Below are 26,485 nucleotides of genomic sequence, written 5' to 3' on the forward strand. Positions count from 1 at the left end.
CCTGTCCGGAGAGGTTGCGCGGGAGATCGCTGTTGCCTCGGCTAGCGATGAGGGACCGGGACGAGGAGCGAAACCGTCGACCAGATGTGTGTGTGGCGGCTTCCGCCCGAGACCTTGCGGCTTCACCCCGTCGTCGTGAGGGAAAGCGAAACGATCCGAAGTGAAGCCCTTCCGGTCAGATCTCCCATGGGACGCCCCGGCTCGCCCTGCGGTGACGGCCCGCGGATAACGGTGGTGATGCCGGGGAAGACGCGCCGGATCGTGCGTCGATCCGCAAGACGACGTTGTCCTCCCCTGGGGGGCAAAGCCGGATACTGATCGATGGCCTGCCCAGGTCGAAGGCGGCCGCGAGAACGCAATCCGGCTGGCGCGGACTTTGAGGATCATTAACGATGGACATTTATCAACGCAACGTTGCCCCACGATAAGATTGTTGAACCTGGGGGCGTTCGGGGGTTTGCTGATGTTCCGGTTCGATATCCCGAGAAAGCTCTATGCTCTGGTGGCCCTAGCGGCTTTGAGCCTCGTGGCGATCGGCGCCGTGGCGCTCACCTACCAGTACGAGGCGATGTACGGGCAGCGCGTCAACCGTCTCAGCCTGATGACGGAATCGGCCGTCAACCTGATCGATCACTACCGCCAGAGCGTCGAGAAGGGCGAGATGACGGAGGCCGCGGCCCGGTCCACCGCCTATGCCGCCGTCACGTCGATGCGGCACGGCAAGGACGGCTACTTCTTCGTCTACGACCGCGACGTCGTCGTGGTCGCCCACGCCACCCCGAAGTTCATCGGCCAGAGCTTCCGCGACCTCAAGGACACAACCGGCTACGCCTTCATCGCCGACGTGCTGCCGCGCGCCGTGCGCGATGGGGTGGCCTCGGTCGTCTACACCTGGAAGCGGACGCCCGATGCGGCGGCGACGCCGAAGCTCGGCGTGTTCCGGTTCTACGCCCCCTGGGGGGTCTATATCGGCACCGGCGTCCATATCGACGACCTGAAGGCGACTCTGTGGGAGCAGATCGAGCGCCTCGGGTTCGTGGCGCTGGGCATCCTGCTCGTTCTCGGCGTCGCCTCCTGGGCGATCATCCGCTCGATCGTCCGGCCGATGAGCGCGCTGCAGGCGACGATGGGCCGGCTCGCCGAGGGCCGCACCGACATCGCCCTGCCGGAGGCCAAGCGCAACGACGAGGTCGGGGCGATGGCCCGCGCCGTGGCGGTCTTCCGCGACAACGCCATCGAGCGCGAACAGCTGCAGGGGGCGCAGGAGGCCGATCAGACGCTCAAGATGCAGCGGGCCGAGCGGCTCAACGGCCTGATCCAGGACTTCGAGGGCACGATCACCGGCATCGTCACCACCATCGGCGGCGCCGCCACACAACTGCAATCGACCGCGCAGGGCCTCGCCGGCACCGCGAACCAGACCGCCAGCCAGTCGACCGCCGTCGCTGCCGCCGCCGAGGAGGCGACCACGAACGTCAACACCGTGGCCGCCGCCGCCGAGGAACTGGGCAGCTCCGTCCAGGAGATCGGCCGGCAGGTGGACGGGTCGGCCGCCCTCTCCCGCACCGCGGTGGACGAGGCGGGGCAGACGGGCAAGCTGGTGCAGGACCTCAGCGAGGCCGCCGCCCGCATCGGCGACGTCGTGGCGATGATCTCCGACATCGCCGGCCAGACCAACCTTCTGGCGCTGAACGCGACGATCGAGGCCGCGCGCGCGGGCGAGGCGGGCCGCGGCTTCGCCGTGGTGGCGGCGGAGGTGAAGGAGCTCGCGAGCCAGACGGCGCGGGCGACCACGGACATCTCGGAGCAGATCGCCCGCATCCAACGCTCGACCGGCACGGCGGTCGGCGCGATCGGCGACATCGCCACCCGCATCCGCGAGATCAGCAGCGTCTCCACCTCGATCGCGGCGGCGGTCGAGGAGCAGAGCGCGGCGACCCAGGAGATCGTCCGCAACGTCGCCCAGGCCGCGACCGGGACGAGCGAGGTGACGCACAACATCTCCGGCGTCGCCCGCGCCTCGGAGCAGACCGGGACGGCCGCCGCCCACGTGCTCGGTGCCGCCACGGAGCTGTCTCAGCAATCCGATCACCTGCGGGCCGAAGTCCGACGCTTTCTGGCCACGGTGCGCGCGGCCTGAGGCCTGAGGCGATCGCCGACGGCCGGAGGCAAAAGAGCCGAGCCCACCTCAAAAGGTCGGCTCGGCTCTGCGATCTGCCCGCGTTGTTCTGTTGGAGAGCCGGCGTCGCCGGGAGGCGGGAAACGGCTCGGCGCTTGAGTCGGATGCCGCTCAGGCGTGTCCCTCGATCGCACGCAGGACGGCGACCATTTGGTCCGCCTGCGAACGGGTGAGCCCTTTGCTGATGATCGTGCCGTCCCGGCAGATCGAACAGGTGCCGTCCTCGGCGACCCGAATTTTGATCGAAGCCATGATGTCCATCCAGGAGCCAGAGCGGCTCCCCATTCCGTCGAAGCTTAACCGTTCCTGAAGGGCTCGCAACCCTGCGCGTCCCATTCATCCACGGAAGCGGTGTGAGGTAAGGATCGCTGATCCCGCCGTCACTGCGACGAAATCGACCTGCAATTCGAAACTCGTGACCCGAAACGCAACCGGCGGCGCGCTCGAGCGAGCGGCCGCCGGCAAGGGCCTCGCGGATGGTGGATCAGACCGCCTTCTTCTCGAGCCGCCGCTCGATTACGTGATTGTCGAGGCCGGGCGCGACGAGCGGCGGCTCCGGCGCGGCCTTGCCGTCCTTACCCAGCGCGTTCGAGAGGCGGGAGCGCTCGAACAGCAGCACCACGACGATGGCCACGGCAAAGGGGATGATCAGGTAGAACAGGCGGAAGATCAGCACCGCGGCGAGAACCGGCGCCTTCTCGGCATCGGTCTGAAGCTGCATGGCAGTGAAGAACACGAGTTCGAACACGCCGAGGCCGCCCGGCGCGTGGGAGGCGAGCGCGACGGAGAACGAAGCGAGGAAGATGCCGAGCACCGGGATGAAGCCGGGGTTCAGGGCATCCGGCAGGGCGAAGTAGATGATGCCGGCGGCACCCAGCAGCTCCAGCGGCGCCGCGATGAGCTGGCGCACCATGATCCCGGGCCGCGGATACTCGATCTTGAAGTTGCGGATCGTCAGCGGACGGAAGCGCAGCACCGAGCCGAGGACGTAGAGCGCGACGAAACCGAGTAGGCCGAAGCCGACCAACCGCGAGGTCGCGGGATTGGTCAGCACCGCCGGCAGCAGGTTGTCGAGCCGCGCGAGGAGGTTCGGATCGTAGACCAGAACGAAGCCGCCGAGCAGGATCGTGCCGAGTCCGAAGGTGAAGGAGCACAGGGCCACCAGCACCGCGACCTGCGCCGCCGAAAGTCCCTTCGAGGTGTAGGCCCGGTAGCGCACCAGGGCGCCGGAGAAGACCGAGGCGCCGATATTGTGCGAGAGGGCGTAGGTCGTGAAGGAGCACAGCGAGACGAACCGCCACGAGATGTGGCGCACGCCCAGATGCAGCAGCGCGATCCGGTCGTACCAAGCGAGCGCGGCGTAGGCGATGAGGGTGGAGAGGGCGGCCAGCAGGAAGTGGTGGAGCGGGATGGCGGCAAACGCCGCCTCGATGCTCGCCCAGGACAGGGTCTTCAACTGGCCCCAGAGCAGGTAGCAGGACACCGCCACCGCGGCGAGGCCGATCAGGCCCCAGAAGACTTCACTGACTTTTTTCATGGATGTCCGCCGCCTCTCTCGGGAGCGGTCTCTCCTGCGCCACGACCGCGCGCATCGCAAGCGGGACTGGGCGACCGTCTCGATGGGGCCGGCTCTTGCCGTCAGATCATGACGCTTTCATGCCGAACGATGCGGCCCTGGCCGATTCGGCGGGTCTGGCGAGCATCGCATTCAGTGCGGCTCGAGCGGTCGGGAATGGCCCCTCGATGAACGCAGCGATCGATCGGGCAGGAAAGCACGGCTCGGCGGGAAGCCGTGCGGAGCGGGCTGGCCCCCTGCCCTACCGCGAAGGCGTGACCTGATCGATATAGGCCGCGTTGGAGCCTCTCGAAGGAGGAGGGCTCACCCGTTCGCGGCGACCCGAGGACCGACCCTTGATCGATCCCGGGATCGGACCTGCCGCGTCGAGCAGCTCCTCGTCCGTGATCAGGCTCGGGCGACGCGCGCTGGCCCGAGGCCCCGGTCCCAAACGCTGTCCCTCGTAGAGGTTGATACAATCGCGCAGGGCGATCGGGTCTCGAATGAAGGTGCAGTCATTCACATTCGGAACGGGCGCCGCTCCGTTCGGAGTGACGAGGTTCTGCGCGACCACGGCCGGCGATGCGGATGTCGGACCGAGCGTATCGACCCGATCGGCGATGCCGTCCGTCGTGACGGCGTTTCGCGCCGTCGCAACGGACGGGGCGTCCCCCAGATTCCACGCGATCGTCTGAGACCCGCTTCCATCCAGCGCGATGACGCGCTGCGCAAAGGCGGCGGAGGGGATGAAGCCGGCGATACAGGCCGCGAGCAGGACCTTGGTTCCAGACTGCAGCATGTCGCACCTATGCAAGAGCGGAGCGCGCCAGAATGCGGTTCGCTGCCGACGACATAGGTAAAAACTTCGTTTCCTTTTCGCGGTTCCTCCCCGGGGCCGACAGGCCGGCACCGGCTGTCATTCGGGCCCGCCCGGCAGGATCGAGGGATGCGGATCCTACGGGGTGATGGCGGGGAACCGTGGACGCGCCCGGATCACCGGCCTCGTGCCGCCGACGCGCTCGGCCATCCTGCCGATAGCCGCCTCCGACCTGATGGCATCAGGCCGGCGCCTCTCGGTCCTTGTTGACGCGCCTTCCTTCGACGAACCGGCACACTTCGTCGGAATGCGCTTGAGGATCTCGCCGGTCAGGCCCGAGCCCGAAGTCCGATCGCGTCCATCTCGGCCTGCTCACGGGCGGCTTCGGCCGCACGTTCGGCGGAGCGCTCGCGATCCTCCAGGATCTCGACCTTCTTGAGTTCCTCGAACGCCTCGCCCAGTTCGGCCTTGGCCTCGGCAAGCTGCCCTTCAAGGGCGGCGGCCGACTGGCGCATGTTGTCCCGGCGGCCGGTCGCGGCGCGGGCATAGGTCGGGTAGGCGAAATGGGCCGGATCGGAGATCCCGGCACGGGCCTCCTCCTGCGAGACTTCCCGGTCGAGTTCGGCCGCCATGCGGTTGAAGTCGGCCATCATCATCTCGATCTGCGCCACCCTGCGGCGCTTCTCATCCACCTGGAACCGACGCAACCGGATCAGCGTGTCACGCGATTTCATGTCGGGCCATCCACTCCACGCTACGCCGGGACGCGACCCGATCGGCGCGGGCGATCCACACGGACCGTTATCCCGACGCGCTTCCCGAAGCCGCCTCACGCACCGCCGACAATGGCGGCCAACCGGTCATAACCCTCGCTGATGGAGGTTGCTTCTTCCTTACCCTGCCCCAGAAAAGCCGTCAGATCGGGCATGAGAGCGACCGCTTCGTCCACCTCCGGCGACGAGCCGGCGCGGTAGGCCCCGAGCCGGATCAGCTCCTCCATGTCGGCATAGGTCGCCAGCACCTTTCGCGCACGACGGACGGTGGGGAGATGGGCCGGGTCGCAGGCCCGCGGCATGGTGCGCGAGACCGAGCGCAGGACGTTGATCGCCGGGTAGCGCCCCTGTTCGGCAATGCGCCGCTCCATGACGATGTGCCCGTCGAGAATGCCGCGCACCGCATCCGCCACCGGCTCGTTGTGGTCGTCGCCCTCCACCAGCACGGTGAACAGGCCGGAGATCGCCCCCTCCCCCACGCCCGGCCCGGCCCGCTCGAGAAGGCGCGGCAATTCGGAGAAGACGGTGGGCGTGTAGCCCTTGGCGGTCGGCGGCTCGCCGCCGGCCAGCCCGATGTCGCGCTGGGCCATGGCGAAGCGGGTGATCGAATCGATCATGCACAGGACCTGCGCGCCCTGGTCGCGAAAGTACTCGGCCACCGCCAGGGTCACGTAGGCGGCGTTGCGGCGCATCAGCACCGGCTCGTCAGAGGTCGCCACCACCACGACCGAGCGGGCAAGCCCCGCCGCGCCGAGGTCGTCCTGGAGAAACTCCTGAACCTCGCGACCGCGCTCGCCGACGAGGCCGATCACCGCCACGTCGGCAGCGGTGTAGCGGGCCAGCATCGAGAGGAGCACCGACTTGCCGACGCCGGAGCCGGCGAAGATGCCCATGCGCTGCCCGCGGCACATGGTGAGAAAGGTGTTGATGCAGCGAACCCCGAGATCGAGCGGCGGCCCGACGCGCCTTCGTCCGTGCGCAGGGGGCGGATCGGCCCGCAGGGGATAGATCGCGGGCCCCTGCGCGAGGGGGCCGAGGCCGTCGATCGGGCGCCCGAGGGCGTCAACGGTGCGCCCGAGCCAAGCGGCGGAGGGGCGGATCGCGCCCGCCGCCTCGTCGCGCACCAGGGCCGGACAGCCGCGGCGCACCCCCTCCAGCGAGCCGAACGGCATGGCGAGCGCCCGGTCGCCGGCAAAGCCGATCACCTCGCACGGCACCGTCGAGGCCGCGACCCCGGCGCCCTCCACCATCACGTCGATCCGGCCGCCGAGCCGCATCGCGGAAACCGGCCCGGCCACCTCGACCAGAAGGCCGCGGATCGCCGTCACCCGGCCGAAGGTCTCCAGGGTCTCGACGGTCGAGAGCGCGGCGAGTGCCGCCGCCAGCCCCCCGGAGCCGCGCTCCTGCGTCATGTGCCCCGACCCCGTTAACCGCGTCCCGCCACCGAACCGGCCGATGTCTTAACACCGCCAGACCGCTCGCCAAGGCTCCCAGGCCTCCATCCGGATGGCGATGCCGACGCTCGCGGGAACGGGAACGACGACGAATCGTCACCGTCACCTTTCCGCAACAGAGAAGCCAACCTGAGACAACAGAAGGAGTTAGCAGGGGAGGCTCATCCCCGGTTTCGGGAGAGCGCACGGTGTTGGGGAGCAGATCGCCAACGATCGGGAGAATCGCTGCCGGACTCGAAAGAGACAGTGCTTGCAAGCGGGATTCGGGTTTTGTTAACGGTTAAGGAATAGCGTTTCGAAAGTGGGAATGAGGGAGCGTCCGCCGTGGCCATCGGCGGACGACCGGCGGCGGCTTGTCTCAAGCGCCCCGAAACGGCCTGTCCGGTGGGGATCACGATGCGCGTACTTCTGATCGAGGACGACAGCGCCACGGCGCAGAGCATCGAATTGATGCTCAAGTCCGAGAACTTCAACACCTACACAACTGACCTTGGCGAAGAGGGTGTCGATCTGGGCAAACTCTACGATTACGACATCATCCTTCTCGATCTGAACTTGCCCGACATGTCGGGCTACGAGGTGCTGCGCTCGTTGCGCGTCGCCAAGGTGAAGACCCCGATCCTGATCCTGTCCGGCATGGCCGGCATCGAGGACAAGGTGAAGGGCCTCGGCTTCGGCGCCGACGACTACCTCACCAAGCCCTTCCACAAGGACGAACTGGTGGCGCGCATCCACGCCATCGTCCGCCGCTCGAAGGGCCACGCTCAGTCGGTCATCACCACCGGCGACCTGATCGTGAACCTCGATCAGAAGACCGTCGAGGTCTCGGGCTCGCGGGTTCACCTCACCGGCAAGGAGTACCAGATGCTGGAACTCCTCAGCTTGCGGAAGGGCACCACGCTCACCAAGGAGATGTTCCTCAACCATCTCTACGGCGGCATGGACGAGCCGGAGCTGAAGATCATCGACGTGTTCATCTGCAAGCTGCGCAAGAAGCTGGCGAACGCCTCTGCGGGCAAGAACTACATCGAGACCGTGTGGGGCCGTGGCTACGTGCTGCGCGAGCCGGTCGAGGGTGAAGACCGCATGGCGGTCTGAGCCCCATCCACCGGACCTCACCAACGAACCCCGCTCCGGCGGGGTTCTTTCGTTTCAGGGACCGACGATCCGCTGGCCGAGGGACTGGGCGATCGGCCCACGGATCGCACGGGTTCCTCCGTCCCGTCGGTTTGCCCATCGGATTGGCGGCCGAGCCGCACGCTGATCGTCAGCTCGCCCTCGCCCGCGGTGCAGAGGGGCGTCAGCCGGTCCGTCTCGGCCCGCGCCGCGAAGCGATCACCGGCAGGGGCGCGAGGCCGAGGAGGGCGGCAACGGCCCGTCGGCGCCTCCGCCCCGTTCCCTCTCGACCCCGATCGATCCGCCGAATCAGGCCTCGGCCGGCTCCTCGCGGAAATACGGCTCGACCGCGCCCTTGAGCTTCACCGTCATCGGATTGCCGGCTCGGTCGAGCGCCTTGCCGGCCGAGAGCCGCACCCAGCCCTCGCTGACGCAGTATTCCTCGACATTGGTCTTCTCGGCACCCTTGAAGCGAATGCCGACGCCCCGGGCGAGGACCGCCTCGTCGTAATAGGGGCTGTTCGGATTGACGGAGAGGCGATCGGGAGGGGTTTCGGACATGGGTCGTGCGTTCCTGGAAGTCGTGCCGGCCGGTTACGGCAATCGCGGCGCGCCCGCAACGGCACGCTCGGCCCGCGACGCGTCGATCAGCTCCGCCACCCGTCCGCTCTGCAGGAGCGGGATCCACCGCATCACCGTCTCATGCGGGAAGTCCCACCACGCCGCCTCGACGAGTGCGGCCGTCGTCGCCTCGTCGAAGCGGCGGCGCACGATCCGCGCCGGGTTGCCGGCGACGACCGCGTAGGGCGGCACATCCCGCGTGACGACGGCGTGCGCCGCCACCACCGCGCCATGCCCGACGGTGATGCCCGACAGAATCATGCAGCCCGATCCGAGCCAGACGTCGTGGCCGATGATCACGTTACCGCGCGAGGAATGATAATCCTGAGGTGCGTCCGCCCCCGGCCACAGGCCGGTCATCGCGGCGAACGGATAGGTCGAAACCCAGTCGAGCCGGTGGTCGCCGCCGAGCAGGATCTCAACCCGATCCGCGATGGAACAATACCGGCCGATCGTCAGCCGCTGGCCGGATTCGGGGAAGCGCACCTTCGGCCGGCCGTAAGAGTATGCGCCAATTGTGAAATTCCAGCGCCGGGCCAGCTTTTCCAGATGCAGCCGGGTCTCGTTGTGCGGGTTGCGCCCCCGCCTCAGCCGTTGCAACAGATGCCTCAACAGTGCCCCCCGCAAGAAGAGGGTGCGGGCGCGCAAAAACGAGCGGAAGAGGACGGCATCGCCATGGCCGACAATATGTCCGAGGATCTGAAGTCCGGGGCGCTCGTCTACCATCGACTGCCGAAACCTGGAAAGCTCGAGATCCAGGCCACCAAGCCGCTCGGCAACCAGCGCGATCTGGCGCTCGCCTACTCTCCCGGCGTGGCCGCCGCCTGCATGGCGATCTACGACGACCCGCAGGAAGCCGCCACCCTCACCATCCGCCAGAACCTCGTCGCCGTGCTCTCGAACGGCACGGCCGTGCTCGGCCTCGGCGATATCGGCCCGCTGGCCTCCAAGCCGGTGATGGAGGGCAAGGCGGTCCTGTTCAAGAAGTTCGCCGGCATCGACGTCTTCGACATCGAGGTGGACCAGAAGGACGTCGACAAGCTGGTGGACGTGGTCTGCTCCCTGGAGCCGACCTTCGGCGGCATCAACCTCGAGGACATCAAGGCGCCGGAATGCTTCGAGGTCGAGGAGCGGTGCCGGGAGCGGATGAACATCCCGGTCTTCCACGACGACCAGCACGGCACGGCGATCATCGTCGCAGCCGCGGTTCTCAACGCCCTCGAACTCGCGGGCAAGCGGCTCTCGGATGCCAAGATCGTCACCTCGGGTGCCGGCGCGGCGGCTCTGGCCTGTCTCAACCTGCTGGTCTCACTGGGTGCGACGCGTGAGAACATCACCGTCACCGACATCAAGGGCGTGGTCTACAAGGGCCGCGCCGAGCTGATGGACCGCTGGAAGGACGTCTACGCGCAGGAGACCGAGGCGCGGACGCTCGCCGAGGTGATCCCCGGCGCCGACGTGTTCATCGGCCTCTCGGCCGGCGGCGTGCTCAAGCCCGAATATCTCGAGAAGATGGCCGAGAAGCCGCTCATCATGGCCCTCGCCAACCCCTATCCCGAGATCATGCCGGACCTGGCCGAGCAGGCGCGGCCCGACGCCATGATCTGCACCGGGCGCTCGGACTTCCCCAATCAGGTCAACAACGTCCTCTGCTTCCCCTACATCTTCCGCGGCGCGCTCGATGTCGGCGCGCACAAGATCAACGAGGAGATGAAGAAGGCGGCGGTGAAGGCGATCGCGGCGCTCGCCCGCGAGACGCCGTCCGACGTGGTCGCCCGCGCCTATGGCGGCGAGGCCCGGCCGTTCGGGCCGCGTTCGCTGATCCCGAGCCCGTTCGATCCGCGCCTGATCGTGCGCATCGCCCCCGCGGTGGCCAAGGCAGCGATGGATTCGGGCGTCGCCGGCCGGCCGGTGGAGAATATCGACGCCTACGCAGAATCGCTCGATCGCTTCGTGCACCGCTCCGGCTTCATCATGAAGCCGCTCTTCTCCAAGGCGAAGAGCGACCCGAAGCGCGTCATCTACGCCGAGGGCGAGGACGAGCGCGTGCTGCGCGCCGCACAGGCCGTGGTCGAGGACAAGGTGGCCCGGCCGATCCTGGTCGGTCGCCCGCGGGTGATCGAGACCCGCATCAAGCGCTTCGGCCTCGACCTCAAGCAGGGCGAACATTTCGACCTGATCGATCCCGAGGACGATCCGCGCTACCGCGCCTACGTCTCGACCTATCTCGAGGTCGCGGGGCGGCGCGGCATCACCCCCGATCTCGCCCGCACGCTGGTGCGCACCAACTCCACGGTCATCGCAGCGCTGGCGGTACGCCGCGGCGAAGCGGACGCGCTGATCTGCGGCCTGGAAGGCCGGTTCGAGACGCGGCTGAGGGTGATCCGCGACATCATCGGGCTCTCGCCCGACTCGATCGACTTTGCCGGCATGAGCCTGATCGTGACGAAGAAGGGCGCCTTCTTCCTCGCCGACACCCATGTCCGCCAGGATCCGAGCGCGGAGGAGATCGCCGATGTCGCCATCGCCTGCGCGAACCATGTCGGTCGCTTCGGTTTGACGCCGAAGATCGCGCTCCTGAGCCACTCCGATTTCGGCCAGTCGGACTCCGCCTCCGCAAAGAAGATGCGGCGCGCGCTCGAACTGATCCAGACGCGCGCGCCCGATCTTCAGGCCGACGGCGAGATGCAGGCGGATTCGGCCCTGTCGGAACTCGTGCGCGACCGGGTGCTGCCGAGCTCGAACTGGAAGGGCGCGGCCAACATCCTCGTCTTCCCGAATCTGGATGCCGCCAACATCGCCTTCCAGTTCGCCAAGGTGCTCGCCGACGCCCTGCCGGTCGGGCCGCTGCTGATCGGCCCGGCCAAGCCGGCGCATATCCTCACGCCTTCGGTCACCGCCCGCGGCATCGTCAACGTCACCGCCGCAGCGGTGGTGGAGGCGCAGGCCATGGCGCCGGTGGAGACGGCGCCCGAGGCCGAACCCGGCGTCGGACCGCTCTCGGAGTAACGCACCGAGCCTCGGGGCCCCCTCCTTTACGCAAGGATGGGCCCCGAGCTTGGCTGTGATTTTGCATTCAGTTCCGGGCGTTGAACGCGTCCGGAGTCTGCAATGTGTCTTGGTGACGATCCGACCTGTGCCGCCTTCGCCGAACATCGGCTGCGCTACCGGCGCGACATGGAGCCGGAGCGGCGAGCCTTCCTGAAGAGCAGCTTCGTCGCCACCGGAGGCGCCGCGGCCCTGGCGGCGGGCGGCCTTTCCCTGGTGAGCCCGGCCCTGGCGCAGAGCAGCGCGCGCCGGCTGAAGCAGACCGCTCACTATCACCTGCCGGCCCATGCCGAGACCATCCACTGGGGCTACTTCTCGAAGACTCTCAAACCCCAGGTCGAGATCGAGTCGGGCGACTTCGTCACCATCGAGACCCTGACCCACCACGCCAACGACGACGCCGAGCGGATGGTGACGGGCGATCCCGGCGCCGAGAGCGTGTTTCTCTGGACCAAGGAGAAGAAGGGCGTCGCCCGCCGCGGCGCCGGACCGGAGGATTCCAAGCTCGGTCCCGGCGGCGGTCTCGGCGTCCATATCTGCACCGGCCCGGTTGCGATCCGCGGCGCGGAGCCCGGCGACGTGCTGGAGGTGCGTATCCTCGACGTGGAGCCGCGCCCCTCGGCCAACCCGAAATTCAAGGGCCGGACCTTCGGCAGCAACGCGGCGGCGTGGTGGGGCTACCACTACAACGACATGCTGGGGGCCAAGAAGCGCGAGGTTCTCACCATCTACGAAGTCGATGCGACCGGCGAGCGCGACTGGGCCAAGGCCGTCTACAGCTTCCCCTGGCCGGGCGTGACCGATCCGGACGGCCGCGAGCATCCGACGATCGACTATCCCGGCCTGCCGGTCGATCACACCAAGACCAAGCGCAGCTTCGACGTGCTGAAGGGCATCCGCGTGCCGATCCGCCCGCATTTCGGCACGATGGGCCTCGCCCCGTCCGAGGCGGAGATGGTGAACTCGATTCCGCCGAGCTACACCGGCGGCAACATCGATAACTGGCGCATCGGCAAGGGCGCGACGATGTATTACCCCGTCGCCGTGCCCGGCGCCCTGTTCTCGGTGGGCGATCCCCATGCGAGCCAGGGCGATTCCGAACTCTGCGGCACGGCGATCGAGTGCTCGCTCACCGGCACCTTCCAGTTCATCCTGCATAAAAAGGCGGATCTCGCCGGCACTTCGCTGGAGGCCCTCGACTTCCCGATGATCGAAACCGCCGACGATTGGGTGCTCTCGGGCTTCAGCTACCCGAACTACCTGAAAGACCTCGGCCCGGACGCGCAGAACGCGATCTTCCAGAAATCCTCCCTCGACCTCGCCATGCGCGACGCCTTCCGCAAGATGCGTCAGTTCCTGATGCAGGCGAAGGGACTGACCGAGGACGAGGCGATCTCGCTGATGTCGGTCGCGGTCGATTTCGGCATCACCCAGGTGGTCGACGGCAACTGGGGCGTCCACGCCATCGTCAAGAAGGCGATCTTCTCGGAGCGGGCCGTCTGAGGCTGAAGCCGCGCGGCACGGGCTCGGCGTCGTGCGGCTCTCACAGAGCGCTTTCCGACGAAGTGGACACCGGTTCGGCGATGAGAATGCGCGTCGAAACGAGAACCTCGAGACGCCGGCTTGATGCGGTCAGGTCGGATACGGCTCTGGCGCCCGGATCCTCTCCTCGATCCGCGTGGCCTCCGCCTTGTCCACCTGCACCGGCCGCCCGCCGCCGCGTCGGTTTCCCGGGCGGGGGATCAGGCCGTCGGCCACCCCTCTCCTTTCGCCAGCAGCCGCGCCGAGAAATGGCCGCCGGGGAACACGGCCGACACGCCGGGCCGCTTGATGCGCAGGTCCCAAGCGCGCAACTCGGCGTAGCGCAGATGCAGCATCCGGCCGTCGCCGGAGCGGGAGACGAAGCAGCGCTCGAACGCGAGGAGCTGCGTCGGCATCGGCGGATGCGGGCCGGCGCCCGTGTCGATCTCTAGGGTGAGGGAGGCCTGCGCGCCCGCCTCGAAGGCGCGGAACGCGTCGAGCAGGGCGTCGTACTCGACGCCGTCGACGCAGAGCTGGAGGCAGAAGCGCGGCGCGAAATCCGCCGCGCGGTCGAGCGGGCTCTCGCGCAGAAGCGACAGGGCGAAGCGCCCGCCCTCGGCCTTCGGCAGGGTGAGGCTGTGATCCTCCGCCACGCCGTCGAGCGCCCGCAGGCGGTCGGGCTCGATCGGCGAGGACGCCGCCTCGCGCCCTTCCGCCCGGCCGTCGGTGCGGAAGTGCAAGAGCGGGTTGATCCCCGCCGCGACCACGTCGGGATAGCGGGCGAGATAAAGGCTGGTGCTAAAGCCGGGGCTCGGGTCGAGACCCTGCGCCGCGCCGACCTGCCCGTAGTGGCGCAGGGGGTCGAGCCGGGTCCGGCCGCTCTGTCGGCGGTAGAAGGCGGTGTCGAAATCCGCGTTCGGATTGCGGTCCCGGCGGGCGCCGAACCACGCGTAGTGCAGGAACGGGTCGAGGCCGCTGCGCGCCACGCCCGGATTACGCTCGCGGTAATAGGCGGCATCGAACAACTTCGGGACGCGGCCGATCACGACGCGGCGCAGGAGCCCGCTGGCAAGGCCGACGAGGCGGGCGACGGGGGATGCGCTCATGCGACGACCTGCGCCTCGCACAGGGCCCGGATCGCGGCCGCGAAGGAATCGGCGTCGCAATCCTCGGCGATGTGCCGGCTCCCCTCCTCCCGAACCGCGCCCCACAGGGCGGCGTCCTCGTGGAGCGCCACCAGCGCCTCGGCAAAGGGTATTGGGTCGCGCCAGTCGCGCACGAGGACGCCGGCGCCGTCCGCCCAGCCGACTTGATCGGCGAGGATCGGCGTGACGACACAGGGCAGGCCGCGCGCCACCGCCTCGTGGACCTTGTGCGGAATGCCGGCGGCGAAGCGCGTCGGCGCCAGGAACACGCGGGCGGCATCGAGATAGGGCTCGGTCTGCGGCACCCGGCCGGTGACCTGCACACCCGGCTCGCGCGCGTAGCGGTCCCGGATCTCCGGCGCGATCCCACCCACGACGGTGAGGTGCGCTCCCGGCAACCGCGCCCGCACGAGCGGCCAGACGCTCGCAAGAAACCAGTCGAGGGAATCGACATTGGGCTGCCCCTCGCGGGCGAGCGCGCCGACGAAGGCGAAGCCCGCGCGCCCGGCAAAGCCCGGCGTCGGCGCTTCGGGCCGGGTCAGGGCGTGGCCGAGCACGGTGGCGTTGCAGGCGCTGTAGCGGGCGAGCACCCGTGCCTCTGAGGGCGAGACGCAGACCACCGCGTCGGCGAGCCCGAACAGGCGCGTCTCGCGCTCCGCCTGCCACGCCAGATCGGCGGCCACCGCGCTGCCCGCGGTCGCGGCCTCCGTCACGAAGTCGCGCAGGGCGAACAGGGCCTCGGAATCGAAGATCACCTTCGAGCGCACGAAGCTGCGCGGGTCGAGCCCGGCGGCGTGCAGTGCCTGCGTGACGAAGAGGATGTTGTGCGGCCGGCTGACCCAGAGCACGTCGTAATGGTCGCGCCGCTCGGCGATCAGGCGGGCGAACCCCTCGTCGCCGTTGGCGTAAGAAATCTCGATGCGCTCATCGAGGTCGCGGTAGCGCCGCGCCTCCTCCGCATCCGCCTCGTAGTTCGGGAAGAACGTCACCGCGTAGCCGAGATCCGCCATGGCGTTGAGGATGGCGTTGGCCCGCGGCAGGCCGGCGCCGAGATCGCGATGCGGCACCCGATCATCGACGTAGAGCACCCGCAGGCGCCAGGGATCGTGGTCGAGAAGGCCCGCCCCCCGCGGCTGCGGCCCCTGCGCGAACAGGCTCTGCCGGTGCCGGTCGAGGAAGCGGGCGCGGTTGCGGTCGAGCAGCGCCTCCACGTCCTCGCGGCGGGCGCTGGTGGCGTTCTCGTAGTGGATCGCCGTGGCGCGCGGCTGCACGATCACCCGCCGCCCGGCCTGATGGCAGCGCAGGCAGAGATCGGTGTCCTCGAAATAGGCCGGGGCGAAGAGCGGATCGAAACCGCCGAGCGCCTCGAACAGGGCCCGCTCGATCATCAGCACGGCGCCCGAGACGTAGCCGACATCGCGGGTCGCGGCGTGTTCGGGGGCGAAGGGGTCGGCGTTGCCGCGTCCGTGGGGATGGGTGAGTTGTGCGTCGTCGCGAAAGCCCGCGCCGGATTCCTGCAACATGCCGCCGGGGAAGACGAGGCGGGCGCCGACGATGCCGGCGCCCTCATGATCGCGGAAGGTCGCGACCATCGCCGCCAGCGCGCCGGGCAGGAGATCGACATCCGGGTTGAGGAACAGGATGAAGCGCCCCCGCGCCCTTGCCGCGCCCGCGTTGCAGGCGGGCCCGAAGCCGGTGTTGGTGGCGTTCTCGATCAGCGTCACCCCGTCGAGATGCGGGTAGAGGGCGCGGGTCTCCGGCGCGGAGGCGTTGTCGACCAGCACGACCTCGAAGGTCACGCCCGCGAGCGCCTGGCTCGCGCAGAGGCGATAGAGGGTGAGCGCCAGGAGGTGGCGGGCATCGCGGGCGACGATGACGATGGAGACGTCCGGATCGGGCTGCGGCGCGAAGGCGAGGCGCACGCCGTTGCGCTGGATCGCCTCGACCATCAGCGCGGCCTCGGCCAGCGCCGCGCGGCGGCCTGTGCCGGGATCGACGGTGTCGAGCAAGGGGACGGCGGGGGTTTCGCTCATGGGCTAAGCCACGCCCTCCGGCAGAATGATCCGGCCGATCCCGTCATCGGTGAGGAACAGGAGGCACCCGCTCGACGGGGGCATGACCGCCGCGCGGAAGGACAGGCTCACGGGTAGCGGCGCGGGCAGGCGTCCGGTGAGGTCGGCATAGCCGTCGATCTTGCGCCGATGGAGCGGCGTGACCCGCTCCAGGCGCCATTCGGAAGCGCCCTCCCCCACCACCAGGAAGGCGGCGGCCGGATGGGTGCCGTGGACGAGCACGCCGGGCAGCAGGGTTTCGATCTCAAGGCGATCCCCTGCGCAGCCGACGATCCGGCCCTCCGTCTCCCAATCCGCCTGAATCCGGGCGAAGGCGCGGGCCAGCGCCGCGCGGGTTGCGGGCGGCAGTTTTCGTTCACGCACCCATTCGGGCGACAGGGCGACATCGAGCGCGCCAAGATCGGGCGCCGCGCCGTCGGCGGACACCTCCGCACGGGCGAACCAGCGCTGACGCCGCGGCGTGTAGACCGAAGCCGTACCATGCCCGGGTCGCCGCTCCGTGGCGACCAGCACGCCGAGATCGGGGTCGGCGGCGGGCCGGGAGCGGGCGGAGGTTTCGCAAGTCAGGACGAGACCGCCGCCCTGGATGACGATCGACCCCGAATCCGGATTGGCCTTTCCTCTCCCCGCACGCGGGGAGTGGCCTCTGCCGACCTCGCCATCCGCAGAGCGAGCCGGCAAGCGATGGTGAGGGAGCGTCGACGAAGGAGTCTCGAGCTGATCCGCCCCCTCACCCTCGCTACCGCTCGTCACGCCGACGACGTGGTCGTCACGACCCTCTCCCCGCGTGCGGGGAGAGGGGGACGTACGGTGACCTCCCTGCGCGCTCAGCAACTCGATCAGCTCCGCCTCGGCCGCCAGCGCCGTCGCAGCGTAGCGCGTGAACAGCGCCTCGCTCGCCCGCGTCAGCCGCGCCAGGGCCTCGGCGTCGGCGGCCACCGCCAGCACCGCCATCTTCACCGCCTCCGCGTCGCGGCAGCGATGGGCCGGCTCCACCGGCTCGAAGCCTTCGAGACCGACCTCGGTCCCGATCACCGGCCGGCCGAAGGAGAGCGCCTCGCCGACCTTCATCTTGAGCCCGGAGCCCATCAGCATCGGCGCCACGACGAGGTCGGCCTGCGCGTAGAAATCCTCAAGCCGGTCGAGATAGCCGAGCAGCCGCACGCCCGGTCCCTCGACGCCGGGCAGGCTGCGGCAGATTTCGCCGGCGATGACGAGTTCGGGCCGATCCGGGGTCCAGCCGTCGTGCCACGCGCGGATGAAGCGGCCGATGGAGAACAGGTTCGGGTCGTTGCCGTGGCCGAGAAAGCCGATGCGGGCGACCCGCTCCGGCACGGCGAACGGCGTCTGAGCCGGGAAATGCGGCGGCAGCAGCAGGACGCGGCTGTCGGTCAAACCGGCGAAATAGCCGGCTTCCGCCGCCTGGATCGCCAGCACGATGTCGGCGCGGGCGAGACCCGCCGCCTCGCCGGCCGCGTCGGTGTAGAAGAAGTTCGGCTCGGCGCGGAACGGGCGGTACTGGGTCTGGCGGCCGGCGAAGCGGTCGTGGGTGTCGATGAGCCGGAGCACGCCCGGCGGCATCCGCTCCAGGGCGCGCGACAGGAAGACGTAGTTCACCAGCACCGCGCCGGTCTCGGGGTAGGCGGAACAGTACCACGCGACGAAGTCACCGACCTCGTCCGGGCACCATTCGTCGATCCCGAACGCGGTGGAGCGCGTCTTGAGCGGGATTACGGTCCGCGCCTCGATCAGGAAGACGTTGCGGAACGTCCTCTCCATTTCCAGGAGATCGGTCGGCGGGTGCTGGCCGAAGCGGCGGTAGATCTGATCCTCGTGGGCGTAATAGGCGAGATCGATGGCGAAGCCGCCGCGGGTCAGCGCCTCGCAGGTGGCCGCCAACCGGCGCCGGTTTCCGGCGCTCACTGGCGCGGCCGGCATCGGTGCGAGCACGAGGATCGCGGGCTTGTCCGCGCGGTCGGGCGGCATCACGAGGCCCCTATCGTCAGTGCCGTGAAGCCGTGGGCGTGGAGCGCGAAGGAGCGCTCGGGCAGACCCTCGGGTGCCGCGCCCCAGACGGGTTCGAGCGCGAGTTGCTGGCGCGGGTTCCGGCCAAAGCGCAGCCGTGCCCCGGCAACCCGCGCACAGCCCCAGCCCGCAGGCGCGCGAAACAGCAGGCCGTGCGGGATCGCGGTGCCGCCCAGCGACCAACCGTGATCCCCGTCGGCGAGGCCCGGCGCATCCTCGGCGACCGGCAGCGCGATGACCGCCGCCTCGACGAGACCGAACAGGCGCCCGAGCGGAGCGAGCCCGGCCGTGCCCGACGAGAGCAGCGCCCTCGCCAGCAGGGTCTGCTCGTCCGAGGACAGAACATCGTTCGCGGCCGGCTCGGGCCGCACCACGAGGTCGCGGAAATGCGTGGCGAGGGTGACGCTCTCGCGCAGCGCAGCACCCTCCGCCTCGAGCGCCAGCAGGCAGACGGGACCGTCCGGCGCACCCGCTTCGAGGCCGGAAAAGACCCAGGTCACCAGTCGCACCGTCTCGGGCGCCGCGACATGCAGTGGAATCGGCAGCGACGGCGGAAGGGGAAAGCGCAGCACGCAGGCGCCGGGCGCGGCCTCCACGAGTTGCCCAGGTACGGGTACAGTCCCATCCCCCGTCGGCCGCACAACCGCAGTGGCGCTCATGCCGTCACGCCATCTGCCGGGGCGTTCGTCGGGCCTCCCACCCACAGCCTCATCCTGAGGTGCCGCGCAGCGGCCTCGAAGGATCGTCCAGATCCCGCGCGATCCCTGGAGGATCCTTCGAGGCCCGCTGACGCGGGCACCTCAGGATGAGGAATGTGGCCTGGAAGATCCATTCGCATCGCCGCCGCGCCGCTTAGGCCTGCGCCAGCGCCGAGAGGATCCGCGCCCAAGAGCGCGTGCCCTTGTGGAAGCTCGTCAGCTCGTACTTCTCGTTGGGCGAGTGGATGCGGTCGTCGTCGAGGCCGAAGCCGATCAGCAGGGTGTCGAGGCCGAGGATGCGCTTGAAATCGCCGACGATCGGGATCGAGCCGCCGGCCCCCACCGCCACCGCCGCGCGGCCCCACTCGGCCGAGAGCGCGGCCTGGGCCGCGGCGAGCTGCGGCATGTCGTAGGGCAAGGCCACCGCCCGCGAGCCCTTGTAGCAGACCACCTCGACCGAGCAGTCGGCAGGGATGCGTTCGCGCACGAACGCCTCGAAGGTCTTCGAGAGCTGCTCCGGGTCCTGGTCGTCCACAAGGCGGAACGAGACTTTCGCGGAGGCCTGGGAGGCGATGACGGTCTTCGTTCCCTCGCCGGTATAGCCGCCGATGATGCCGTTCACGTCGCAGGCCGGCCGCGACTGGATCAGTTCGATCGGCAGGCGCCCGCGCTCGCCGGCCGGCTCCTTCAGGCCGATGGGGCCGAGAAACTTTTCCGCGGTAAGGCCGAGGCCACGCCACTGCTCCAGCAATTCGGGCGGCGGCTCGCGCACGCCGTCGTAGAAGCCCGGCAGGGTCACGCGGCCCTCCGTGTCGTGCAGGTCGGCGATGATCCGGGACAGGACGTGGATCGGGTTGGCTGCGGCGCCGCCGAAGAAGCCGGAATGAAGGTCGCGGTCGGCGCAGGTCACCTTCACTTCGTAATAGGCGAGCCCGCGCAGCGAGGTGGTGATCTGCGGCGTCTGCCGATCCCACATGCCGGTGTCGCAGACGAGCACCACGTCGGCCTTCAGCCGCGCGCGGTTGGCCTCGACCCATTCGGGCAACCCCTGCGAGCCGTTCTCCTCGGCGCCCTCGATCAGGATGGTGACGCCGACGGGCAGGTCGCCGTTCATGGCGAGGTGCGCCCGGCAGGCCTCGACGAAGGTCATGACCTGACCCTTGTCGTCGGACGCACCGCGGGCGACGATGCGCTTGCTGCCGTCGGCCTCCTCAATGCGCGGCTCGAACGGCGAGGTCCGCCACAGGTTCAGCGGATCGACCGGCTGCACGTCGTAATGGCCGTAGAACAGCACGTGCGGCGCCCCCGGCTTCGGGCGGTGCGCCAGCACGACGGGATGCAGCGAGGTTTCCTCGACGCTGGTCTCGAAGCCGAGCGCCGTCAGGTTTCCTTCGAGCCACCGCGCCGCCTCGCGGCAATGGCCGGCATAGGCGGAATCCGTCGAGATCGAGGGAATGCGCAGCCACGCGAACAGCCGCTCCAGGCTGTTGTCCAGATCGCGGTCGATGTCGTTGAGGACGGGGTCGAGTGCATCGGCCATGGCGGCTCCTCGAAGTCGGCGTGCGGGGCAAGCGTTAGCCGAGCTTCTCGCACCGCGGAACCCCGGCCGACCGGGCAGCGCACGTCCAAGCCTCGCCGGTCCGTGATCGCGCGCCGCCCGTTCCACAGGGATCAACGGAACAGGGCCACCTTGGAATGGTTATCGACACGACCCGGCGCGGGCCCCCGAGCCTACGCCCTTTCAAGACGCGCACTCCGTCCGGCCCCTCGCGACACCCACGGTGCCGCGTTTCGTCCATGCGGGCCTGCGCCTCATCACGGATGTCACCATGCTTATCGATAGCGGTTCGCCCGGCGCCGTCGGGACAATCGGCATCACGCTCACCATCAACGGCGAGCGGCGCGCGCTTCAGGTGGCGCCCTGGACCACGCTGCTCGACCTCCTGCGCGAGCGCCTCGATCTGACCGGTACCAAGAAGGGCTGCGACCACGGCCAGTGCGGCGCCTGCACCGTTCTCGTGAACGGCACCCGCATCAATTCCTGCCTCACGCTCGCGGTGATGAAGGACGGCGCCGAGATCACCACCGTCGAGGGACTCGCCGGCCTCGCCCAGCGCGAGGGCAAGAACAGCCTTCACCCGATCCAGGAAGCCTTCGTCGAGCACGACGCGTTCCAGTGCGGCTACTGCACGCCGGGCCAGCTCTGCTCCTCGGTCGGCCTGATGAACGAAGGCCACGCCAAGACGCGCGACGAGATCCGTGAGGCGATGAGCGGCAACATCTGCCGCTGCGGCGCCTACACCAACATCGTCGATGCCATCGAAGAGGTCATGCACCAGGGAGACGCCCGATGAACCGCTTCGATTACGTTCGCCCCAGCACGGTGGCGGAGGCGGTGCAGGCGCTGGGCAGCGACCCGGCGGCCCGCTTCATCGCCGGCGGCACCAACCTCATCGACTTGATGAAGTACGACGTCGAGCGGCCGGGCAAGCTCATCGACATCACCCGCCTGCCGCTCGGCGCGATCGAGGAGCGCGACGGCGGCCTGCGCATCGGCGCCCTCGTCACCAACGCGACGCTGGCCTACGATGCCCGCATCCGCGAGCGCTACCCGCTGCTGGCGGATGCGATCCTGGCCGGCGCCTCGGCGCAGCTGCGCAACGCGGCCTCGACCGGAGGCAACCTGCTGCAGCGCACCCGCTGTTACTACTTCTACGATACGGCCACGCCCTGCAACAAGCGCGAGCCCGGCACCGGCTGCTCGGCCATCGGCGGCGTCGATCGCATCCACGCGATCCTCGGCACCAGCGAACATTGCATCGCCACCCACCCCTCCGACATGTGCGTGGCGCTCGCGGCGTTGGAGGCGACCGTTCAGGTGAGCGGGCCGCAGGGCGAGCGCGCGATCCCGTTCGCCGACTTCCACCGCCTGCCGGGCGACAATCCGGCCAAGGACACCAACCTCGCGCCCGGCGAGATCATCCTCGCCATCGACCTGCCGGCCAAGGGCTTTGGCGGCAAGCACCACACCTACCTGAAGCTGCGCGACCGGCTCTCCTACGCCTTCGCGCTGGTCTCGGTCGCCGCCGCGCTCGAACTCGACGGCCAGACCATCCGCACCGCGCGCCTCGCGCTCGGCGGCGTCGCCCACAAGCCTTGGCGCAACACGGAGGCCGAGGCCTTGCTGCAGGGCAAGCCCGCCACCCGCGAGACCTTCAAAGCGGCGGCGGACCTGATCCTGCGAGAGGCCAAGCCGCAGACGACCAACGGCTTCAAAATCGAGCTGGCGCGCCGCACCATCGTCCGCGGTCTGGAGCAGGCCGCCGCCGGCACGCCCCAGTCCCAGTCCGACAAGCGCATCCAGTAAGGAGCAGCCATGACCGTTCAGATCAGCACGGCGGCTGGCCGCGACCGTTTCGTCGGCAGTGCCGTCAGCCGCGTCGACGGACCGGCCAAGGTCACCGGCCTTGCCAAATATGCCGGCGAGTTCGCCGCCCCCGACCTCGCCTACGGGGTGGTGGTGTCGAGCGCCATCGCCAAGGGCAGCATCCGCAGCATCGACGCCTCCGCCGCGGAAGCGGTGCCCGGCGTCATCAAGGTGATCACCCACGAGAACCGCCCGGCCACGTCCGACAACCCGGAGGATTACCAGGACGCGGTGGCGCCCCCCGGTGCGCCGTTCCAGGCGCTGGCGACTGACCGGATCGTCTTTTCCGGCCAGCCGGTGGCCCTCGTCGTCGCCGAGGATTTCGAGACGGCGCGCTACGCCGCCTCCCTTGTGCGGGTCGATTACGGGGTCGTCGCCCCGCGCACCAATCTCGAAGCCCAGGCGCCCGAGGCCTACGATCCGCCGATGAAGCGCTCCGGCATCAAGCCGCCGCCGGAGCCGTGGGGGGATGCCGAAAAGGCGTTCGACGCGGCCGAGATCCGCGTGAACGGCCAGTACCGGATGGCCGACGAACACCACAACCCGATGGAGCCGCACGCCTCCACCGTCGTCGTGGAGAAGGACGGCACCTACACCGTCTACGACAAGATCCAGGGCGTCTCGAACACTCACGACTACATCGCCAGCGCGTTCGGCCTGAAGCCGGAGCAGGTGCGGGTGCTGAACCCCTATCTCGGCGGCGGCTTCGGCTCGGGCCTTCGCCCGCAATACCAGCTCTTCCTGGCGATGCTGGCGGCCAAGGATCTCGGCCGCTCGGTGCGGGTGACGCTGACCCGCGACCAGATGTGGTCGTTCACCTACCGTTCGGAGGCGCTCCAGACCGTCTCGCTCGGCGCCGACCGCTCGGGCAAGCTCACCGCGCTCAAGCACGACGCGGTGCAGGGCACCTCGGCCTACGAGGATTATCAGGAGGTCGTCGTCAACTGGTCGGGCGTGCTCTACGACTGTGACAACGTCGAACTCACCTACAGCCTCGCCAAGCTCGATACCCCGACGCCGGGCGACATGCGCGCGCCCGGCGCCGTGACCGGCGTCTACGCCATCGAGACGGCGATGGACGAACTGGCCTACGCCACCGGCCAGGATCCGATCCAGCTTCGCCTGAAGAACTACACCGAGAGCGACCCGACCGAGGACAAGCCGTTCGGCTCGAAGGCGCTTAAGGACTGCTTCCGCCAGGGCGCCGAGCGCTTCGGCTGGAGCCGGCGAAACCCGCAGCCGCGCTCCATGCGCGAGGGCCGGGAACTCGTCGGTTGGGGCATGGCGACCGGCATCTGGGAATCGATGATGATGCAGTCGAGTGCGCAGGCCGTGCTCACCGCGGATGGGCGGCTCGAGGTCGGCAACCAGACCGGCGATATCGGCACCGGCACCTACACGATCCTGACCCAGATCGCCGCCGACACGCTGGGCCTGCCCCTCGACCACGTCACGACCAAGCTCGGCGACACCAAGCTCGCCAAGGCCCCCGTGGCCGGCGGCTCGTGGACGGCAGCCTCCTCCGGCACCGCCGTGATGAAGGCCTGCCGCGATATCGCCGAGCAGGCGTTCAAGCTAGCGCGCGGCATGGAGAACTCTCCGCTGGCCAACGTCGATTTCGAGCGCGTGGTGTTCACGAACGGCCGCATCGAGGTGGCGGGCGATCCCTCCAAGAGCGTGGCGCTCACCGACGTGCTGAAGGCGACCGGAACTCAGAAGTTGGAGGCGACCGGCGAGGCCGCCCCGGACAAGGACTTCGCCGAGGAATACGAGGCCTACACCCACTCGGCGATCTTCGCGGAGGTGAAGATCGACGAGGAACTCGGCCAAGTGCGCTGCACCCGCGTGGTCTCGGCCATCGCGGCGGGCAAGATCCTCAACCCGAAGACGGCCCGCAGCCAAATCCTCGGCGGCGTCGTCATGGGCATCGGCTCGGCCCTGCACGAGGAATCGATGCTCGACCACCGCATCGGCCGGTTCATGAACCACAATCTCGGCGAGTACCACGTGCCGGTGCATGCCGACATCCACGACATCGACGTGATCTTCGTCGACGAGGAGGACAAGGCGAACCCCCTCGGCGTGAAGGGGCTCGGCGAGATCGGCATCGTCGGCGTGGCCGCCGCGATCTCCAATGCGGTCTACCACGCCACCGGCAAGCGCATCCGCCACCTGCCGATCACGCCTGATAAGATTCTGGGCGAGGGTTGAACCGTCCCGTTGCCTCGAAACCGGAGCCCCGTCGGCCCAGTGCTGGCGGGGCTTCCTCTTGACGAGCCGGCTCCGGCGGCCCCTGCACGACCTCTGACCGTCGTGGTGCCTGGATTCGCGTCGCTGACGCTCGCAAAGACGGCCGCGCATGGCCCTAACCGTCATCGCACAGCGCACCGGTTTCGGACGGAGCGCGCCTCCGGCCGCTCGATGCGCTAGATCTGCACGCGCCTTGCAAGCCCGCGCCGTGACGGCGTTTCATCCCGAGCCTAAGCCTTGAACACCTTTCTCGTCTTCCTCGGTGCCGGCATCGGCGGCGTGATGCGCCACGGGATCAACTTCTGGGCCGTGCGGCTCGGGGCGAGCTTCCCGTGGGGCACGCTCGGCATCAACGTCGCCGGCTCCGTGCTGATGGGGATCGTCACCGGCTGGTTCGCCCTTCGCGGCGGGCCGCCCCAGGCGCGGCTGTTCGTGGCCACCGGAATCCTGGGTGGCTTCACCACCTTCTCGACCTTTTCCCTCGAAGCCTTCACCCTGATGGAGCGCGGCGACGGGCTGGCGGCCATCGCCTACGTGCTCGTCTCGGTTCTGGCGGGCATCGGCGGGCTGGCCCTGGCCTTGATCGTGATGCGCCACGCCCTGTGATGGAGGAAGCGGTGAGCGAATGGCTCCTGTCGTGGCGCTTCTGGGCCCTCCTCTCCGCCGGGTTCGCCGCCGCCACGGCGATCCTCGCCAAGGTCGGCATCGACGGCGTCGCGCCGGATGCGGCGACCTTCATTCGAACGCTCGTCGTGGTGGCGCTCGCCGGTGCGATCCTCGTCGCATCCGGAGAGGCGCAGGAGTTGGGCCGCGTCTCCGGCAGAAATCTCGTCTTCCTGATCCTGTCGGGGCTCGCCACCGGGGCGTCCTGGCTCTGCTACTTCCGGGCGCTCGCCCTGGGTGACGCCGGTCGCGTCGCACCGCTCGACAAGCTGAGCGTCGTGCTGGTGGCCGTGTTCGGCGTCCTCTTCCTCGGCGAACGCCTCGCACCGCATCACTGGCTCGGCGTCGGGCTGATCGCGACGGGCGCGGGGCTGCTGGCATGGCGGGCCTGATGCGCGCCGCGTTGGCCGGCCTCGCCCTCGCGGCGTCCCAGCCGGCCGGGGCGGAGAGCGATCCCTTCGTCGATGCCGCCCGGCACGTGCCGGGGCTCGCTCTCGACATGCGCTATGCCGGCTCCGACAACTTCGTCGGCCGGCCGATCGCCGGCTACGAGGCGCCCCGCTGCCTGCTCACCCCGCAGGCCGCCCACGCGCTGGGCCGGGTCCAGGCGTCGCTGGCACCGGACGGCCTCGGCCTGAAGGTGTTCGACTGCTACCGTCCGCGCCAGGCGGTGGCCGACTTCGCCGCCTGGGCGCGCGACCCGGCCGACACCCGCATGAAGGCGGCCTACTACCCGCAGACGGACAAGGCGGATCTGTTCCGCCTCGGCTACATCGCCGAGCGCTCGTCGCATTCCCGCGGCTCCACCGTGGACCTGACGCTGGTGCGAAAAGCCGACGGCGCCGAACTCGACATGGGCACGCCATTCGACCTGTTCGACCCGGCCTCGGCGACGGATTTTCCCGGCGTCAGCCCGATCCAGTCGCGCAACCGTAACCGCCTGCGCGATGCGATGATTCGCGCCGGCTTCACGCCCTACGCGCAGGAATGGTGGCACTTCACCCTCAAGGGCGAGCCCTACCCCGAGACGGCCTTCGACCGGCCCGTCCGCTGATCGACACCGTCCGGCCGCGCCAAACCGAGATGCCGTAGTGATTTTTTGAAGCGAGTTGAATTGTTCT

Annotated in this window: 22 protein-coding genes; 10 read left to right on the forward strand and 12 right to left on the reverse strand. The window is 69.0% G+C overall.

Annotation, left to right across the window (positions count from 1 at the left end; translation table 11 throughout):
• Nucleotides 1-463: 463 nt before the first annotated feature.
• Complete coding sequence (locus tag E4V01_RS14450; RefSeq protein WP_060772126.1) at nucleotides 464-2,140, forward strand: methyl-accepting chemotaxis protein; 1,677 nt, start codon at nucleotides 464-466, stop codon at nucleotides 2,138-2,140.
• A 150-nt stretch (nucleotides 2,141-2,290) separates the two neighbouring features.
• Here the strand turns inward: E4V01_RS14450 and E4V01_RS25715 are convergent, their stop codons facing one another.
• The 5 genes from E4V01_RS25715 to fliI all read right to left on the reverse strand — a co-directional run bounded on the left by E4V01_RS25715 (nucleotide 2,291) and on the right by fliI (nucleotide 6,736).
• Nucleotides 2,291-2,440 carry a hypothetical protein gene (locus E4V01_RS25715; protein ID WP_158509724.1) on the reverse strand — a complete coding sequence of 50 codons (150 nt, stop codon included), beginning with the start codon at nucleotides 2,438-2,440 and terminating at the stop codon, nucleotides 2,291-2,293.
• A 223-nt stretch (nucleotides 2,441-2,663) separates the two neighbouring features.
• Nucleotides 2,664-3,716 carry a lysylphosphatidylglycerol synthase domain-containing protein gene (locus E4V01_RS14455; RefSeq protein WP_135298819.1) on the reverse strand — a complete coding sequence of 351 codons (1,053 nt, stop codon included), beginning with the start codon at nucleotides 3,714-3,716 and terminating at the stop codon, nucleotides 2,664-2,666.
• Between the two features lie 280 nt (nucleotides 3,717-3,996).
• On the reverse strand, nucleotides 3,997-4,533 hold the full coding sequence (locus E4V01_RS14460; RefSeq protein ID WP_135298820.1) for a hypothetical protein: 537 nt from the start codon (nucleotides 4,531-4,533) through the stop codon (nucleotides 3,997-3,999).
• Between the two features lie 347 nt (nucleotides 4,534-4,880).
• Nucleotides 4,881-5,285 (reverse strand): flagellar export protein FliJ, encoded by a 405-nt coding sequence (gene fliJ, locus E4V01_RS14465; RefSeq protein WP_003599595.1) that lies wholly within the window; start codon nucleotides 5,283-5,285, stop codon nucleotides 4,881-4,883.
• Nucleotides 5,286-5,380: 95 nt separating this feature from the next.
• Nucleotides 5,381-6,736, reverse strand: a complete 1,356-nt coding sequence (fliI, locus tag E4V01_RS14470) for a flagellar protein export ATPase FliI (RefSeq protein WP_060768558.1) — start codon at nucleotides 6,734-6,736, stop codon at nucleotides 5,381-5,383.
• Nucleotides 6,737-7,174: 438 nt separating this feature from the next.
• On the opposite strand from fliI, the gene ctrA reads away from it, so the two are divergent.
• The gene (gene ctrA, locus E4V01_RS14475; protein WP_003599593.1) at nucleotides 7,175-7,876 is read left to right on the forward strand and encodes a response regulator transcription factor CtrA; all 702 of its coding nucleotides are present in this window, start codon (nucleotides 7,175-7,177) and stop codon (nucleotides 7,874-7,876) included.
• A gap of 327 nt (nucleotides 7,877-8,203) precedes the next feature.
• Here ctrA and E4V01_RS14480 read toward each other — a convergent pair whose 3' ends face one another.
• Together E4V01_RS14480 and E4V01_RS14485 are read right to left on the reverse strand one after the other, a co-directional pair.
• Nucleotides 8,204-8,455 carry a DUF3297 family protein gene (locus E4V01_RS14480; RefSeq protein ID WP_012252550.1) on the reverse strand — a complete coding sequence of 84 codons (252 nt, stop codon included), beginning with the start codon at nucleotides 8,453-8,455 and terminating at the stop codon, nucleotides 8,204-8,206.
• Between the two features lie 33 nt (nucleotides 8,456-8,488).
• On the reverse strand, nucleotides 8,489-9,115 hold the full coding sequence (locus E4V01_RS14485) for a CatB-related O-acetyltransferase (protein WP_060768560.1): 627 nt from the start codon (nucleotides 9,113-9,115) through the stop codon (nucleotides 8,489-8,491).
• Nucleotides 9,116-9,190: 75 nt separating this feature from the next.
• Here E4V01_RS14485 and E4V01_RS14490 point away from each other — a divergent pair, with 75 nt between their 5' ends.
• Together E4V01_RS14490 and E4V01_RS14495 are read left to right on the forward strand one after the other, a co-directional pair.
• Entirely contained in the window at nucleotides 9,191-11,524 is a 2,334-nt protein-coding gene (locus E4V01_RS14490) for an NADP-dependent malic enzyme (RefSeq protein ID WP_060768561.1), read from the forward strand.
• A 102-nt stretch (nucleotides 11,525-11,626) separates the two neighbouring features.
• Nucleotides 11,627-13,066 carry an acetamidase/formamidase family protein gene (locus E4V01_RS14495; RefSeq protein WP_135298821.1) on the forward strand — a complete coding sequence of 480 codons (1,440 nt, stop codon included), beginning with the start codon at nucleotides 11,627-11,629 and terminating at the stop codon, nucleotides 13,064-13,066.
• 239 nt (nucleotides 13,067-13,305) lie between these two features.
• Here E4V01_RS14495 and E4V01_RS14500 read toward each other — a convergent pair whose 3' ends face one another.
• The 5 genes from E4V01_RS14500 to E4V01_RS14520 form a co-directional block, all read right to left on the reverse strand.
• Nucleotides 13,306-14,190, reverse strand: a complete 885-nt coding sequence (locus E4V01_RS14500) for a hypothetical protein (protein ID WP_135298822.1) — start codon at nucleotides 14,188-14,190, stop codon at nucleotides 13,306-13,308.
• Nucleotides 14,187-16,262 carry a glycosyltransferase gene (locus E4V01_RS14505; RefSeq protein WP_135298823.1) on the reverse strand — a complete coding sequence of 692 codons (2,076 nt, stop codon included), beginning with the start codon at nucleotides 16,260-16,262 and terminating at the stop codon, nucleotides 14,187-14,189. Before E4V01_RS14505 ends, E4V01_RS14500 begins: the two co-directional genes overlap by 4 nt.
• Nucleotides 16,263-16,265: 3 nt before the next feature.
• On the reverse strand, nucleotides 16,266-18,287 hold the full coding sequence (locus tag E4V01_RS14510) for a glycosyltransferase family 4 protein (RefSeq protein ID WP_135298824.1): 2,022 nt from the start codon (nucleotides 18,285-18,287) through the stop codon (nucleotides 16,266-16,268).
• Nucleotides 18,287-18,985 carry a hypothetical protein gene (locus tag E4V01_RS14515; protein ID WP_135298825.1) on the reverse strand — a complete coding sequence of 233 codons (699 nt, stop codon included), beginning with the start codon at nucleotides 18,983-18,985 and terminating at the stop codon, nucleotides 18,287-18,289. Before E4V01_RS14515 ends, E4V01_RS14510 begins: the two co-directional genes overlap by 1 nt.
• A gap of 193 nt (nucleotides 18,986-19,178) precedes the next feature.
• Nucleotides 19,179-20,564, reverse strand: a complete 1,386-nt coding sequence (locus E4V01_RS14520) for a M20/M25/M40 family metallo-hydrolase (protein ID WP_135298826.1) — start codon at nucleotides 20,562-20,564, stop codon at nucleotides 19,179-19,181.
• Between the two features lie 289 nt (nucleotides 20,565-20,853).
• On the opposite strand from E4V01_RS14520, the gene E4V01_RS14525 reads away from it, so the two are divergent.
• From E4V01_RS14525 to E4V01_RS14550, 6 genes are all read left to right on the forward strand, one after another.
• Nucleotides 20,854-21,378: a (2Fe-2S)-binding protein gene (locus E4V01_RS14525; RefSeq protein WP_056501342.1), complete on the forward strand. Its 525-nt coding sequence runs from the start codon at nucleotides 20,854-20,856 to the stop codon at nucleotides 21,376-21,378.
• A complete protein-coding gene (locus tag E4V01_RS14530; RefSeq protein WP_135298827.1) occupies nucleotides 21,375-22,391 on the forward strand; it encodes a xanthine dehydrogenase family protein subunit M in 1,017 nt (338 codons plus the stop codon). Before E4V01_RS14525 ends, E4V01_RS14530 begins: the two co-directional genes overlap by 4 nt.
• Nucleotides 22,392-22,400: 9 nt before the next feature.
• Nucleotides 22,401-24,662 (forward strand): xanthine dehydrogenase family protein molybdopterin-binding subunit, encoded by a 2,262-nt coding sequence (locus E4V01_RS14535; protein WP_135298828.1) that lies wholly within the window; start codon nucleotides 22,401-22,403, stop codon nucleotides 24,660-24,662.
• Nucleotides 24,663-24,983: 321 nt separating this feature from the next.
• On the forward strand, nucleotides 24,984-25,307 hold the full coding sequence (locus E4V01_RS14540; protein WP_245517575.1) for a CrcB family protein: 324 nt from the start codon (nucleotides 24,984-24,986) through the stop codon (nucleotides 25,305-25,307).
• An 11-nt stretch (nucleotides 25,308-25,318) separates the two neighbouring features.
• Complete coding sequence (locus E4V01_RS14545) at nucleotides 25,319-25,756, forward strand: EamA family transporter (RefSeq protein WP_135298830.1); 438 nt, start codon at nucleotides 25,319-25,321, stop codon at nucleotides 25,754-25,756.
• Complete coding sequence (locus tag E4V01_RS14550; RefSeq protein WP_135298900.1) at nucleotides 25,756-26,418, forward strand: M15 family metallopeptidase; 663 nt, start codon at nucleotides 25,756-25,758, stop codon at nucleotides 26,416-26,418. The genes E4V01_RS14545 and E4V01_RS14550 overlap by 1 nt, the downstream gene beginning before the upstream one ends.
• Nucleotides 26,419-26,485 lie beyond the last annotated feature (67 nt).

This window comes from Methylorubrum sp. Q1 (assembly GCF_004683995.1).
Classification (GTDB): Bacteria; Pseudomonadota; Alphaproteobacteria; order Rhizobiales; family Beijerinckiaceae; genus Methylobacterium.